This window comes from Halobacillus sp. (assembly GCF_049282395.1).
In the GTDB taxonomy this organism is placed as follows: Bacteria; Bacillota; Bacilli; order Bacillales; family Halobacillaceae; genus Halobacillus.
The window spans coordinates 1-13432 of the sequence record NZ_JBAPTY010000103.1 but is presented as its reverse complement, the minus strand read 5'-3'; the positions used below and the strand labels follow the sequence as shown (position 1 = coordinate 13432).

The window sequence follows — 13432 nt, the reverse complement described above, 5'->3', positions numbered from 1 at the left end:
CCCCTTAATAAAAAACACGACGTCAAAGGACGTCGTGTTTTTCGTTTACAAGGATGTCGGGGCGGTTTCATAGGGAGGCGTCTCTTTCTTTGTTTTAAAGAACAAATCCCTATCCTTGTATAGAAAGATAATAGAAAGTAGAAAAGCCATAAGATCAGCTAATGGAAAGGCAAGCCATACACCGGAAACACCAAAGAAATACGGAAGAATCAAAACAAGCGGGATTAAGAATAACACCTGGCGGGCCATGGACAAAATCATCGCAGGTTTCGCCATCCCAAGTGCCTGATAAAGACCGCCGCTAACAACTTGAACTCCAATTAGCATGGCGAGGGCAAACATAATTCGCATCGCATAAGCTCCGGCTTCAATCGTAGAGGCATCTCCCGTAAAGATATGCATGAGTCCTTCTGGGAAGATCATCATAATGGCAAAGATCCCAAACGATATTATGGTAACAATTTTCATGCCGAGCAGAATGGTCTCTTTTAATCGATCATAGTTGTTAGCACCGTAATTATATCCAATAATAGGCTGCATGCCCTGCAGGACACCAATCATTGGCATAATTGTAAACATGGAAAGCTTCTGGACGATGCCGAACACACCTACCTCAAATTCTCCTCCAAATTTAATAAGCATAAAGTTGATGGCAATCATCATTCCGCTCCCTGATACCTGGCGGATGAAAGCGGGCATTCCGATGGTGATAACTTCTTTAAGTACTTTCAAGTGAGGCCGTAAAAAAGGAAGCTTAATCTTTAAAGAGGATTTACCGCTAAGGAAATAGTAAAGTACAACCACACTTACCGTCCCCTGTGAGATTACAGTAGCGACCGAAGCCCCTTTAACACCCATGTCCAGTCCGAAAATAAAAATGGGATCAAGAATGATATTTAACACAGCAGGTATGATCATGGTGATCATGGCAAAGCGTGAATTACCTTCGGATCTTATAATGTTATTGGTGGTAAAAGCAAAGGAAAAGAATAATGTGCCCAGCAGAATAGGAAACAGGTAATCCTTTGCGTATGGCAGAATGTTTTCTGTAGCTCCAAAAAGTTTTAGCAGCGGTTCCAGAACAGTGAAAGCACTAATAAAACCAAATACGCTGATAATGAGTATGGTAAATAACACATTTCCAAATACTTGGTTAGCTTCTTCCGGCTTGCTCTCCCCGAGTCTTCTTGAAATAACGGAGGCTCCCCCGATTCCTACAGCGGCTGCAACTGCCATCATAATCATCATGACCGGAAAACCAATACTCACGCCAGATACCCCAAGGATACCGACTCCTCTTGCTATAAACAGGGTATCGACCACATTGTATAAAGCCATAACAAACATGCCGATCATAGCGGGGATGGACAAGTTAGCAAGAAGCTTTGGTATTGGCTGAGTACCTAAACGCTGGCTCTGTTCTTTCATTGCTGGTCACTCCTTCTTTCTACAGAGGGCTTCATATTCTTCTGGACCTTTTTAAGCCACGTAACCATAATCTTCTGTTCTTCTTCAGAAAGACCCTCTGTTGCCTGAATTTCAATCTTTCGAATAATTTCCTGAATAGTGCTATGCAGTTCGCGTCCTTGATTCGTTAAAGTGATTAAATTAGAGCGTTTGTCACTAGGACTTGTTTGTTTCTCAATTCTTCCGTGTTTAAGCAAGGATTCAATGACTCCGTTCATGGAGGAAGCTTTAATATATAGTTTCTTTTGCAATGCAGTTTGTGATTGTTGACCGCAAGTGGCCAGGAAATAGATCACTCTCGCTTGAGAATGAGTAAGGTCGTACTCGCCGAGCTTTTCGTTATAAACATTTTGCATAAAGTGCGAGACCATATGGATGTTGTATCCTAGAGAGTCGCTGAAGTCTTGTTTCATTTATTTAGCCCCCTAATAAAAAACAGTATAATTGATTTCATTATTGAAGTAAATATAATTGATTGAGACTGCTTGGTGATTGTGGGAATATAGATCACCTTCAATAGAAAAAGCAGGTTATTAAACTGTTTTATGCAGTTCTTATTAGTAATAGGTGTAGTGTGAAGATTTTTTTATAATCCATGTAATTATATTTAGCAAGCTAACTGTTTTTAAAATGAATGTTTATAAAAATAGGGAAGGGGGGTAATGCATTTTATATAGGAGGAATTGTGATGGATACTTTAACAATTATTTCAATTATAGCACTTGCATTCGGGCTCGTTTCCTCACTGGTCATTATTGTTGACGTGACACGTTACCCGCAGCAGATGGCAATCATGAATGTAGTCTGGCCAATAAATGGATGGTTTCTTGGTCCGATAGCTATTTGGACTTATTTTAAATGGGGACGTATCAAAGCGAAAGATATAGACCGGGAAGACAACCGTGGCAGTGGAGCTCAAGTATTTACATCCACCAGTCACTGCTCAGCAGGCTGTACTTTGGGGGATGCGGTAGGAGTTCCATTTGTAGCTCTAACAGGTATAGCGATAGCAGGGTCGGTATTATTCGCTCATTATATTGTAGAATTCATTCTTGCTTATATCTTCGGTATTATATTTCAATTCTTTGCTATTTATCCTATGAACAAAAAAGCCGGAGCTACAAGCGCTATAAAAGAGGCGATAAAGGCGGATACACTTTCTTTGCTCGCTTTTGAAATCGGAATGTTCGGATGGATGGCTATTGTTCATTTTGTATTATTCACAGAGCCTCCGAAACCTTCCGACGTAAGTTATTGGTTTATGATGCAGATTGCTATGATTCTTGGATTCCTTACAAGCTATCCAGCTAACCGTTGGCTTGTGAAGAAAGGAATTAAAGAGGCAATGTAGGATTTTAATAAAATTGCAGCTGCAATTTTCACATTCCAAAGTGGGGAGCAGCAGTACTCCTCCTCAGACTGTCGGGAAAGGCTCGACAGTCTTTTTTTTTATATGCATCCTTTAAGAAAATTTCGAGGTGGTAAAAGTTATCCTCTGGCTCAGTTTAAGGGGACCGGGAAGGGTTGATACGTTAAAAGATCACGGTAAAGTAGACACTTCCTGATATATGGAACTTTCCCGCATTCTCTCCAAGTCAAATAGTAAAAAACAGGAGCTATGAAGGAGTTGATTAGCAGGCAGAATAGCTTATACAAAACTAAGTGGGGAGCCGCCGTACCCAGCAGGGGAGGCAGAGTAGTACTCCAGCTATTCCTGTAGTAAAATAAAGGAAGATGGGTAAGGTTAGTTGAGGAGAGAAGTGTGTGAAAATTTCGCTAAGCCATAAGAAGTCTCTGTACTTTAGTTGCGGTTTCATTATTCTCATTTTATCTTCAAACTTCCTGGTGCAGAAAGTAGAAATAACGGGGCGAGTGAGTGCCCTGCTTGTATGGGGGACAATCGTTGACGTGATGGTAGTCATTCCAGGAGTTGTATTTCTTTTTATTTTGAGAAGGAAGCCGTCAGTATCTATTTTTGCCCCTATGATGATGCTTGGACTTTTTATCGTTCATTGGCTTGTTCCTCCTTATGCAAAGGATAGTCTCGCGTACTTGAACTATTCAGTAATCGTGGTGGAGGTTGTATTGGTGGGGATAGAAATTATTATCTTTTTTCTACTCTTAAAGACTTTCCCCAAATGGAAAAGAAGCTTCAAAGACGCTCATGTGAATCATCCGTTTGTTTTAAGAAGGATGTTTGAAGCAAATCGTATCACTTTCGCCTCCTATAAATACCTTGGTCATTTCCAACGACTCAGCGGATTTCTTGCCACAGATGTAGCGGCGGTCCGCTATGCATTATTTCCTCATCTGGATCGTTATCCTCCAGAAGAATGTACCTTCAGTTACCATAAGAACAGTGAATACTTTGGAGTTTTCCTTATGCTTATTCATGCTATGGTTATTGAAATTATTGCGGTCCATGTCCTGCTCATGCAATTCAGTCATACAGCAGCCTGGATGGCTACTTTTCTCGATGTGTATGCTTTACTTTTTCTAATCGGGGATTATCAGGCTATTAGAAAAGCTCCTGTTCATGTAGGGAGTCGATCTCTATATCTGCAAAAGGGGCTTCGTTTCCATATTTGCATTCCATTTGAAATAATAAGACAAATTAGACCCTGCATCCACACTGCAAAAGAATGCTCTGGTGATAAGGCGGCTTTAGATATGACACTTGCTGGATTAGAACCTGCGCAGCCTCAATATGTTCTTGAATTATCGCAGCCATTGGAAGCTCATTTATACTTGGGGTTGAAGCGGAAAATTAACCGAATGTACATAACGGTCGATGAACCGCATGCTTTAGTGAAAGAATTGGAGAAACATGGCGTGGTTTTAAATGTGATAAATTAGTAAATCATACCTGTAGGGTTTATAGAAAGGGAGGTTCTCATTTATGGCACGATATGAAACCGGATTATTTATATACAATGGAAATGAAGATAGCAATGTACTCGAAACAAACCTTTCGCAAACGGTACCGATTTTGACTCAGGAAGTGAAGGAGCTAAAAGTACTCCAGACGGATTCGCTTGATGAGTTCAGGGAAGCCTGCAGAAACTATGGACCGGAAGTGGACGTCCTCTTTATTCTGGGAGGCGATGGAACTGTCCATGAAGGAATTAACAGCATGGCTGACCTGGAAAGACGTCCAGTAATAGGCGTTCTCCCTGGAGGGACGTGTAATGATTTCAGCCGTGTGCTGGATACTCCTCAGAATATGCAGCAGGCGGCCCGTGCAATTATTAAAGGGGAAGAACTGACGTTAGATGCTGGAAAGACCAATAATTATTACTTTATCAATTTTTGGGGGATTGGATTAGTAACCCAGGCTTCATTTAATATTGACGAAGATAGTAAAAACCGTTTCGGCGTATTAAGCTATTTCATGAGTGCTTTAAAAACCATGAATGAAGCAACTCCTTTCGAATTTACGGTGACGGTAGATGGAGAAAAGTTAGAAGGAGAAGCCATCATGATTCTCGTGATGAACGGACAATTCATCGGAACTCGCCGTGTTCCTGTCCCTTCCATTGACTTACAGGACGGTCTTCTTGATGTTCTCGTAGTTAAAAATTCCAATTTGAAATTATTTAAAGAACTGATGACGATGAAACGTCCATGGGCGAATGAGGAACGTTTTCAAGAATTGCATCACCTTCAGGGTAAACAAGTGAAAATTGAAGTCGATTCTTCACAGGAAATCGATATGGACGGCGAAATTAAAGGGGAGACTCCAGCTGATCTGGAAGTGCTTCCTGATCATTTCACTTTCTTGAGCGGCGGGCCGAATGCCCTGCATGCCTTTTCTGAAAAATAAGCAGAACCAACTGCAAAAGCCCCGGCTGCTCCAACAAGGAGAAGGCCGGGGCTTTTTATTTCTCACATACAGCGATCCCAAGAGGATAATAAACATCCTGTCTGGGCGGCTCAATCAGCACGCCATTCTGATAGAAAAACTCCTGCTTAGCATAGTCGGTAAATAAATTCCGGAATTCTTGAGGAGTAATCTGATGGACATGAAAAGGGGAACCGCATTCTTTTCCGCGGCCTTTGCCAAAAGGAGTGGAGATGATGAGTTTTCCACCTGGATTAAGTAATTGGTAATAGTTATGCAAAAGTTTTTCTTCTTCTTTAATATGTTCATACGTTTCAAAACTGACGATCACATCAAACGTTCCCAGGTGGGAGGATAAATAAGGGTCGATGGCATCGTGTATTTCAAAGCTGGATTTTGGATGATAATAGGTGCCTTTCGCGTAACGGATAATTTCCTGATCAATATCGACTCCCACGACATCATCAATTAGATGTTTGCATTGCTTTGCGATCATATGGGTTCCATACCCCGCTCCGCACGATAAATCTAAAACTCGGCCTTGCATATAAGATAATGAAAACTGGTATCTGGCTACGTGCTCAAGCAGCAGATTATTCATAGGATCTGTGTACTCTGGAATGACACGCTCTCCTGTATTTTTTACCACATTTTGTCACCGCTTTCTATGCGTCTAACCCCTTTCATTATGCCACATTTTTAGAAATGCACAAAAAAGGGTATAGTTAAATATAAAATTCATGGTGGTTTGACATCTTAATTTTGTTAAACTTATACTATCTTTATCTATAGAAAAGGACGAAAGGGCGAAGGTTTATGAGCGAACAAGAGTCATACTACAAGAAAAAACAAGATCCCTCGTTGAAATTATTTGTCGTTTTAACGAAGGCACAGCGATCCGTAGCTGACCTGGTCAAAGATGATATCCAGCGTTATGGGTTAAACCCGACAGAATTCGGAGTCCTGGAACTGCTGTATCATGAAGGAGAACAGCCACTACAGAAAATTGGTGAGAAGATCCTTTTAGCCAGTGGCAGTATTACGTATGTCGTAGACAAGCTGGAAAAGAAGGAATATTTAGAACGGATTCCATGCCCGAACGACCGGCGGATTACGTTTGCTTCTATTACAGAAAAAGGCAGGGAGTTTTTGAACGACATCTTCCCGGATCATTGGAAGCAAATAGAGCGGATTACCGGAGGGTTAACGGATGAAGAAAAAGTACAAGCGATTGAATTGTTGAAAAAGCTCGGGAAAAACACAGAAGGAAATCAGGACTAGAGAATTTTCTGAATATAGTTTATACTAAAACTTAATTCTAAAGGCAAAGGAGGGTATGACGATGTTACAAATGCATGTGCTTGACTATCAATTGAACTATGTCCGCCGTGCAATTATTCACAATTCAACTGTCAAAGGGACACGTCTGTCCATTTTTACAGGTGAATAGTGAATAAAATGTAACGTCTCATATCTGATTATACCAATGCGCAATGAAGTCAGAGGGTACGGGACCTCTGGCTTTTTTTGTCTTTAGGAGGAAAATAGAAAGCTTATTACATAGAAAGATATTTAAAAAATTGTCGCTGGCCGAGTTCTGATTGAATGCCTTAATTTTGAATTAAATGAAGGGCAGAGAGTTGGGCTGGTCGGCCGTAATGGAAGCGGTAAATCTACTTTATTCCGCTTGATTACTAAAGAGGAAGCTATTGACGGCGGCGATGTGTTTATCCGCAAAAACTTAACGGTTGGGTACTTAAAACAAATTCCTGAAGAGTGGGAATCATCTGGTAAAGCTTACTTGGAAGCGGCTTTTGGAGACTTGCTGCAAATGAAGAATGATATGCAGCAGTTGGAAGAAAAGATGCTGGACCCTGAACAGATGGAACGAGCTCTTAGTGAATATGGAGAAATTCAAGAAAGATTTACTCAGGCAGGTGGTTATGAAATTGAATCATCCATCAGCCAAGTGGCTAATGGTCTAAAAGTAAAAGATCTTCTGGACCAGCCCTTCTCACAGTTGAGCGGCGGTGAAAAAACAAAGCTTGGATTGGCTCGAATTCTACTGGAAAAACCAGGTGTGTTACTGCTGGACGAACCAACAAACCACTTAGATTTACAGGCCATTGAATGGCTTGAGGAATACTTGCAGCAGTATGACGGTTCTGTGTGTATGATTTCCCACGATCGTTCTTTTCTTAATCACACGGTCACGGATATTATGGATTTAGAATCTGGAGACATTCAAACTTATAAAGGCAGCTATACCTCTTTTGAGAAACAAAAAGAAGAGAAACTGCTGGCAGAATTTCACCAGTATCAAGAACAGCAGAAAAAAATTAAAAAATTGAAAGAAGCTATTCGCCGGCTAAGACAATGGGCTAATGAAGCTAATCCCCCGAATCCTAAACTATTTAAAAAAGCAAAGAGTATGGAGAAAGCCCTGGAGCGTATGGAAAAAATAGATAAACCGGTTGTTGATCCTAAAAAGATGAACCTTGCTCTCCAGGCAGAGGGAAGAACCGGTAAGGATATACTTGTGGCTGATGACGTGAAAAAATCTTATGGAGCTCGGACGATTCTGGATGGGGTTCATCTTCATTTAAGAAATCGGGATCGATTAGCCCTGGTGGGCACGAATGGAAGCGGGAAGTCCACTTTATTGCGCTTATTACTCGGACAGGAAGAACCTGAAGAAGGATCAATTAAAACAGGACCGTCGATCAGGGTAGGATACTTGCCTCAAAACCCATTAATGGGAGCGGATCGTGATCAGCGGATGATCGATTATTTTCGAAATTCGATCAGAGTGACGGAGGGTGAGGCTCGTCACATGCTTGCCGCTTTCATGTTCTACGGGTATGATGTTTTTCAAAAGATCAGGCATTTAAGCGGAGGAGAACAAATGCGGCTGAAGCTTGCGGTATTTATGCATGAAGGTATTAACGTATTAATATTGGATGAGCCAACCAACCATTTGGATATCGAGTCTCAGGAAGTACTTGAAGAGGCTCTAAAAAAATTTGAAGGCACCGTACTTGGAGTGTCTCATGACCGGTATTTCTTAAATCAATGCTTTTCAGATACAGCTTATCTCGCAGGCGGGAAAATCTATAGATATATAGGTTCTTATGATGAAACGAGGAAATACTGGATGGAACTGCTGGATCAGCAGCAGATGAAACATGTTCGAAAAGAATCTTCTTCAAAGACAGAGAAGCCAAGTAACTATCCATCTCAATCTAAACAGAAATTTTCAGTCGAAGAGTCCATAGCAGATTTAGAGAGAGAAGTAACACAGCTTGAAAGCCAAATGGCAGAAGAGAGTAATGTAGAGGAATTAATGAAGCTTCAGACGGAAAAGGATCAGTTGAATGAAAAGATTGAGGAGCTTTATGAACAGTGGATGGAAGAATAAAGCAAAGGTCCCGGATGGCTGTTTGGAAAGCCGGGATATGGAATGAAAAAACCTTGAGCGCAGTGCTCAAGGTTTTTTTGCAGCGTTAAAATTGGCATGATTCTTTAAAGCAGGGACATGTGTTTTCGCTGGTCGTGTTTATGACGACCGTAATAATCGATAAGTGTCTGCACATAAGACGTTAAGTCTGGGCAGGTAATGGAAGAACCCTGTAAGTCATTCTGAGCTTCAGTCGAGTCATATTCACTTTGGGTAAGGAAATAGTCCATCGCTTCTTTCTGAATGCCAAGTTTCTTTCTTATCGAACGAATCTGTAATCCCTGATTGGCCACCGTTCCTGGAAGATTAAGCTTAGGACGGCGATCAAGGTAGGTATCGGAAAATAATTGGTAAATTTCTCGAGCCGTGTAAGGATCGGGGTCCGTTAAATGATAGGTTTTTCCTTTGCTTTTCTGAATATGCACCAAATAAATACTGGCTTTAATTACATAATCCTGAGGTACTAAATTAACCTTTGCCTCTCCCTTTCCAAATTGAGGGATGACCGGCAGTGCGCGGAAACGATCCAGCATATTTAATACAAAGTAGGGGCCGTCAAATTTGAGTGTTTCTCCCGTTCTTGAATGACCCACGACAATCCCTGGCCGGATAACGGTTATAGGGAGATGCTCTTTTTCTGATGAGACGAGCTTTTCAGCTTCATATTTTGTATATTCATAATGATTCTTGAAACCTTCTTGATGAGTAAGCTCGTCTTCATAAATTTTTCCTTCTCGTTTTCCTGAGACATAAGCTGAACTAAAATAAAGATACCTTTGTAACTTTAGGAAACTGCGAAGCCACTGGTTTACCTCCCGTGTTCCCTGTACATTCACCCGCCATGCTTTTGTAAGAGAAACAGCCAAATCATAGAGTGCAGCAAGATGGAAGAAGTGAGTGGTCTCTCTTTCAAGTTTTGCACGTAAAGAAGGATCAATTCCCAATCCTGGTTTCGTAATATCTCCTGGCACAAGCTCGATTTTCTGCCTGTCTACGTAAATTTCCTTCGCTAATTCTGCCACCCTTTGTTCAGCTAATCCTTCCATTTCAGGTAAATGGATTAAGTAAATTTTTTCTACTGGATACCCTTCGAAAAACAGCTCTTCTACGATGTTGGATGCCAGGTACCCTGGAAACCCTGTACACACATAGGTGTTCGCCAAATCAATCATCTCCTATTAAGTGGTTATTTTATCCATTCGTCAGCTGAGTCAGGTTTTCCTTCTTCAACGCCTGATATCGTTTATCGATGAAGGATGTGAGAAGCTTTAAGACTAGATGCACAAAGAGACAGCTGGGGTGACTGTTTACTTATTAACCGTAAATTGAGTTAAGCAAAAGAGTTTTGATTAGGTCAGCGTGTCCGTCCAATTTGAAGAGACAGAGGCTTATTAGCAGCCATTAAAGGGGGGAGTATGTTCTCCCCTTTACATATTTATAGGTACATTCTATCATGATAGGTGGTTTTGAAATTGTAATAAAAGGGTAACGGAAAAGTAATAAAGAGAGACGCAAAGGTAATGAGGAGGGACAGCTATGAGTGACCAGAAAGTTGTGGTGTACACGAGTAGGAACTGTGCAAAATGCGATCAGGTGGTAGCCAAACTCTCGGAATGGGAAATTGATTATGAAGAGCGCAATGTATCCACTAACCGTGATCACTTTAAAGAACTTCAAAATATGAAGATATATGGAACGCCAGCAACATTTGTAAATCAGGAGAAAATCTTGGGCTTTCAGGAAAGAAAGTTAAAACGAGTGCTGGGAATCCAGTCCGCTGAACGTTTTGTAGATTCTGATATGATGAATTATTCATAATTCTGCAAGTGATTCTCATGGATCACTTGCTTTTTTTTACACTTTTTCAGCTTTCCAACATAGGCTGAAGTAAACACGTCAAGAAGGTGGAACATCCATGTATCCCTATTATCAACAATGGTATGACTGGTCCCGTCAATCGACTGTTTATCCTTATGATCCTGCTTTTTATCAGGGTGCATACCAAAACCAGGGGAATGTAAACGGCTGGTATAATAATGGGTATAACCAAAATGCGTATGTACCCCAAAATCCATTTCCGTATAGTTACGGCTACACAGGATATACTGAAAATGGAAATCCTGAAACATCCTCCTTCCAAGCAAGTGCGCTGCCAAAGGGCGTTATGAATTATTTTCAAAATGAGGATGGGCAGCTGGATTTTGATAAAATGATGTCGACCACGGGTCAAGTAGTGAAAACGGTTCAGCAGGTTTCGCCGATCGTTAAAGGAATCGGCACGTTTGTAAAAGGCTTCAAATAAACGCGCTCATCTTTGCGGGCGCGTGTTTTTTCTAATGGATCAAGTCATGTGATATAATATTTCGCATAGCGAAATAATAGTGGAGGCGCGGATAATGAGCATTGGTTGTTTATGTATTCATGGTTACACGGGAAGTCCTGAGGAAGTTCAGCCCCTTGTAGATTTTTTAAGTGGACGAACCACCTGGGAGATTTCCAACCCTACTTTGCCCGGTCATGGAGAAGAATTGGATCTCCAGGGGCATTACTACCAGGAATGGATTGCGACAGCGGAGCTTGCATTATTAGACTTGTTGAAGAGGAACGATACCATTGTCATAATCGGGTTCTCTATGGGGGGGATGATTGCTGCTTATTTAACGGCTAAGTATAGAATTAACCGTCTTGTATTACTCTCGGCTGCGGGGAAATATGTCAGCCTGCCGCAAATGTACAAAGACATTTATGAGATGTTGGCAGATGCCTGGAAGGGGGCGCTGGCTTCCAATGAACTATTCACAAGATACCAGAGGAAATTACAGCAAACCTATTTGTTCTCCACATTCGAATTTATGAAATGCGTGCAGTTCACCAGACCTTACTTAAAGCAGGTGAGATGTCCAGTGCTGATCATTCAGGGTGAACTGGATGGAATGGTTCCGAAGAAAACGGCGGAATTTCTCGATGAAGAAATTCCAGCTGAAGAAAAAGAGTTGGTCTTCCTTAAAAATTCCAAGCATTTAATCTGTCATGGGGATGATAAGGACGAGCTCTTCGATACGGTATTAGATTTTTTGGACTGATTTTTACAGAAAGGGTGCAGTTAAATGACGAAAGACAAAAATACAAAAGCACCCCTTCAAACCTCGTTTTATTATGGGTGGATCATCGTTGCAGTTGCGGGGCTTAGCGTGTTTTTCTCAGGGCCGGGTCAAACCTATTCAGTTTCTATTTTCATAGATTACTATATTGAGGACTTTGAGTATTCACGCTCCCTTGTTTCAGGTATATACTCAGGCGCAACCTTGTGTGCCGGGTTTGCCTTATTCATGATGGGGAGGCTGGTCGATCGATTTGGTCAGCGAACGATGATGGTTGCGGTAGGAATTTTCTTATCCTTGGCATTGTTTTGGAACGCCTTCCTGTTAGGTCCGATTATGATGTTTTTCGGCTTTTTTATGATTCGTTTATTTGGACAGGGTTCGATGACTTTAATTCCCAACACCCTGGTTCCTCAATGGTTTATTCGAAAGAGAGGCCGCGCACTAAGTGTGATGGCGATTGGCGGATTCGCGAGCTCAGCCTTAATGCCGCCTTTAAATACATGGATGATCGAAACAGCAGGGTGGAGAACAGCCTGGGGAATCTGGGGCACCCTATTATTGATTGTGTTTGTTCCCGTGGCATTCTTTTTTGTCCGCAACCAGCCTAAACTGGTTGGAGAAGTACCCGATGGAATTCCAAAGCCTGTTAAAGACGGTGACGAGCCGAGTCCGAATATAGAAGTTAATGAAAAAAGCTGGACCTTAAAAGAAGCTATGGCTACGAAAGCTTTCTGGTTTATACTTTTTTGTGTAATCGTACCGGCTCTTGTAAATACAGCTATTACCTTTCATATTGTATCCATTATGGGCTTAAGAGGTCTTGATACGGGGGTCGCTGCGATGGTGTTGACTTTAATGGCGATTATCGGGTTCCCTGTAACATTCCTGACGGGATACTTAGTGGACCGTTTCCAAGTACATTACATATTGGCTATCACTTTCTTTGGTCATATTTTTACTTTACTGCTTCTGTTATTTACAGATACTTGGTGGCTCGCTGTAGCTTTTGGTGTACTGTGGGGATTTGTGAATGGATTTGAACGAATCGTTCTGAGTATTGTTTGGCCGAACTACTTTGGCCGTGAACATTTGGGAAGCATTAAAGGACTCGCGCAGACCGTCATGGTTATCGGATCTGCTTTAGGGCCGCTTCCGTTTGGCATTTTTTATGATTGGCTTGGAGGTTACCAGGAAGTCATTCTGTTAACGATTGCGTTCCCAGTAACGGCTGGAATTTTGGCTTTGAGTTCTCCGCAGCCTAGATATGAAGACTATCACGGCTGATTGACGGAACCCAGCTCCGGATGAAGAACCGGGGCTGGGTTTTTATTGCCTTCTTGGAATGACTTTTGAATGGTCTAAAGAAGACGTGTTGTTAAGAAGAGTCTGTTAAGTTGACTTTTACAAGAGACTTATTAAAGTATAGCGCCGGATAGTTGAAGACTCAGTTTCGAGATATCGGGTTAGTCTGTAGGTCCTTCGGGGGACGATTTCGCTTTCCGTGGGCATGTGCTGAGCCTCCTCAGTCTTCGACTTCCGGGGTCTCACCGATCATGTTTATCC

13 protein-coding genes are annotated in these 13432 nt (G+C 41.6%); 9 read left to right on the top strand and 4 right to left on the bottom strand.

Translation table 11 applies throughout. The features are described 5' to 3' along the window. Window positions 1-45: 45 nt before the first annotated feature. Window positions 46-1428, bottom strand: a complete 1383-nt coding sequence (locus WAM07_RS04910; RefSeq protein WP_422165272.1) for an MATE family efflux transporter — start codon at window positions 1426-1428, stop codon at window positions 46-48. Then, complete coding sequence (locus WAM07_RS04905) at window positions 1425-1880, bottom strand: MarR family winged helix-turn-helix transcriptional regulator (RefSeq protein WP_422165270.1); 456 nt, start codon at window positions 1878-1880, stop codon at window positions 1425-1427. The genes WAM07_RS04910 and WAM07_RS04905 overlap by 4 nt, the downstream gene beginning before the upstream one ends. A gap of 275 nt (window positions 1881-2155) precedes the next feature. Here WAM07_RS04905 and WAM07_RS04900 point away from each other — a divergent pair, with 275 nt between their 5' ends. From WAM07_RS04900 to WAM07_RS04890, 3 genes are all read left to right on the top strand, one after another. Then, window positions 2156-2818 (top strand): DUF4396 domain-containing protein, encoded by a 663-nt coding sequence (locus tag WAM07_RS04900; RefSeq protein WP_422165268.1) that lies wholly within the window; start codon window positions 2156-2158, stop codon window positions 2816-2818. A gap of 413 nt (window positions 2819-3231) precedes the next feature. After that, window positions 3232-4323 (top strand): hypothetical protein, encoded by a 1092-nt coding sequence (locus tag WAM07_RS04895; RefSeq protein ID WP_422165267.1) that lies wholly within the window; start codon window positions 3232-3234, stop codon window positions 4321-4323. Between the two features lie 43 nt (window positions 4324-4366). Continuing rightward, window positions 4367-5290, top strand: coding sequence for a YegS/Rv2252/BmrU family lipid kinase (locus WAM07_RS04890; protein ID WP_422165265.1), 924 nt, complete (start codon window positions 4367-4369; stop codon window positions 5288-5290). Between the two features lie 55 nt (window positions 5291-5345). Here the strand turns inward: WAM07_RS04890 and WAM07_RS04885 are convergent, their stop codons facing one another. Beyond that, entirely contained in the window at window positions 5346-5957 is a 612-nt protein-coding gene (locus WAM07_RS04885; protein ID WP_422165263.1) for a class I SAM-dependent methyltransferase, read from the bottom strand. A 167-nt stretch (window positions 5958-6124) separates the two neighbouring features. On the opposite strand from WAM07_RS04885, the gene WAM07_RS04880 reads away from it, so the two are divergent. Then, complete coding sequence (locus WAM07_RS04880) at window positions 6125-6589, top strand: MarR family winged helix-turn-helix transcriptional regulator (RefSeq protein ID WP_422165261.1); 465 nt, start codon at window positions 6125-6127, stop codon at window positions 6587-6589. A gap of 298 nt (window positions 6590-6887) precedes the next feature. Next, window positions 6888-8726 (top strand): ribosomal protection-like ABC-F family protein, encoded by a 1839-nt coding sequence (abc-f, locus tag WAM07_RS04875; protein WP_422165274.1) that lies wholly within the window; start codon window positions 6888-6890, stop codon window positions 8724-8726. A gap of 104 nt (window positions 8727-8830) precedes the next feature. Here abc-f and WAM07_RS04870 read toward each other — a convergent pair whose 3' ends face one another. Next, the gene (locus tag WAM07_RS04870; RefSeq protein ID WP_422165259.1) at window positions 8831-9928 is read right to left on the bottom strand and encodes an SDR family oxidoreductase; all 1098 of its coding nucleotides are present in this window, start codon (window positions 9926-9928) and stop codon (window positions 8831-8833) included. 373 nt (window positions 9929-10301) lie between these two features. Between WAM07_RS04870 and WAM07_RS04865 the strand changes: the two genes are divergently transcribed. The 4 genes from WAM07_RS04865 (at window position 10302) to WAM07_RS04850 (ending at window position 13153) form a co-directional block, all read left to right on the top strand. Further along, entirely contained in the window at window positions 10302-10583 is a 282-nt protein-coding gene (locus WAM07_RS04865) for a glutaredoxin family protein (RefSeq protein ID WP_422165257.1), read from the top strand. 97 nt (window positions 10584-10680) lie between these two features. Beyond that, the gene (locus WAM07_RS04860) at window positions 10681-11067 is read left to right on the top strand and encodes a YppG family protein (RefSeq protein WP_422165256.1); all 387 of its coding nucleotides are present in this window, start codon (window positions 10681-10683) and stop codon (window positions 11065-11067) included. Window positions 11068-11161: 94 nt separating this feature from the next. Next, the gene (locus WAM07_RS04855; protein ID WP_422165254.1) at window positions 11162-11848 is read left to right on the top strand and encodes an alpha/beta hydrolase; all 687 of its coding nucleotides are present in this window, start codon (window positions 11162-11164) and stop codon (window positions 11846-11848) included. 24 nt (window positions 11849-11872) lie between these two features. After that, window positions 11873-13153 (top strand): MFS transporter, encoded by a 1281-nt coding sequence (locus WAM07_RS04850; protein WP_422165252.1) that lies wholly within the window; start codon window positions 11873-11875, stop codon window positions 13151-13153. Window positions 13154-13432 lie beyond the last annotated feature (279 nt).

Excerpts from the sequence above, each read along its gene's own strand:
- WAM07_RS04850 (WP_422165252.1), top strand. The coding sequence starts at position 11,873 with ATGACGAAAGACAAAAATACAAAAGCACCCCTTCAAACCTCGTTTTAT.
- WAM07_RS04905 (WP_422165270.1), bottom strand. The coding sequence starts at position 1,880 with ATGAAACAAGACTTCAGCGACTCTCTAGGATACAACATCCATATGGTC.
- WAM07_RS04880 (WP_422165261.1), top strand. The coding sequence starts at position 6,125 with ATGAGCGAACAAGAGTCATACTACAAGAAAAAACAAGATCCCTCGTTG.
- WAM07_RS04910 (WP_422165272.1), bottom strand. The coding sequence starts at position 1,428 with ATGAAAGAACAGAGCCAGCGTTTAGGTACTCAGCCAATACCAAAGCTT.
- WAM07_RS04890 (WP_422165265.1), top strand. The coding sequence starts at position 4,367 with ATGGCACGATATGAAACCGGATTATTTATATACAATGGAAATGAAGAT.
- WAM07_RS04865 (WP_422165257.1), top strand. The coding sequence starts at position 10,302 with ATGAGTGACCAGAAAGTTGTGGTGTACACGAGTAGGAACTGTGCAAAA.
- WAM07_RS04860 (WP_422165256.1), top strand. The coding sequence starts at position 10,681 with ATGTATCCCTATTATCAACAATGGTATGACTGGTCCCGTCAATCGACT.
- WAM07_RS04900 (WP_422165268.1), top strand. The coding sequence starts at position 2,156 with ATGGATACTTTAACAATTATTTCAATTATAGCACTTGCATTCGGGCTC.
- WAM07_RS04855 (WP_422165254.1), top strand. The coding sequence starts at position 11,162 with ATGAGCATTGGTTGTTTATGTATTCATGGTTACACGGGAAGTCCTGAG.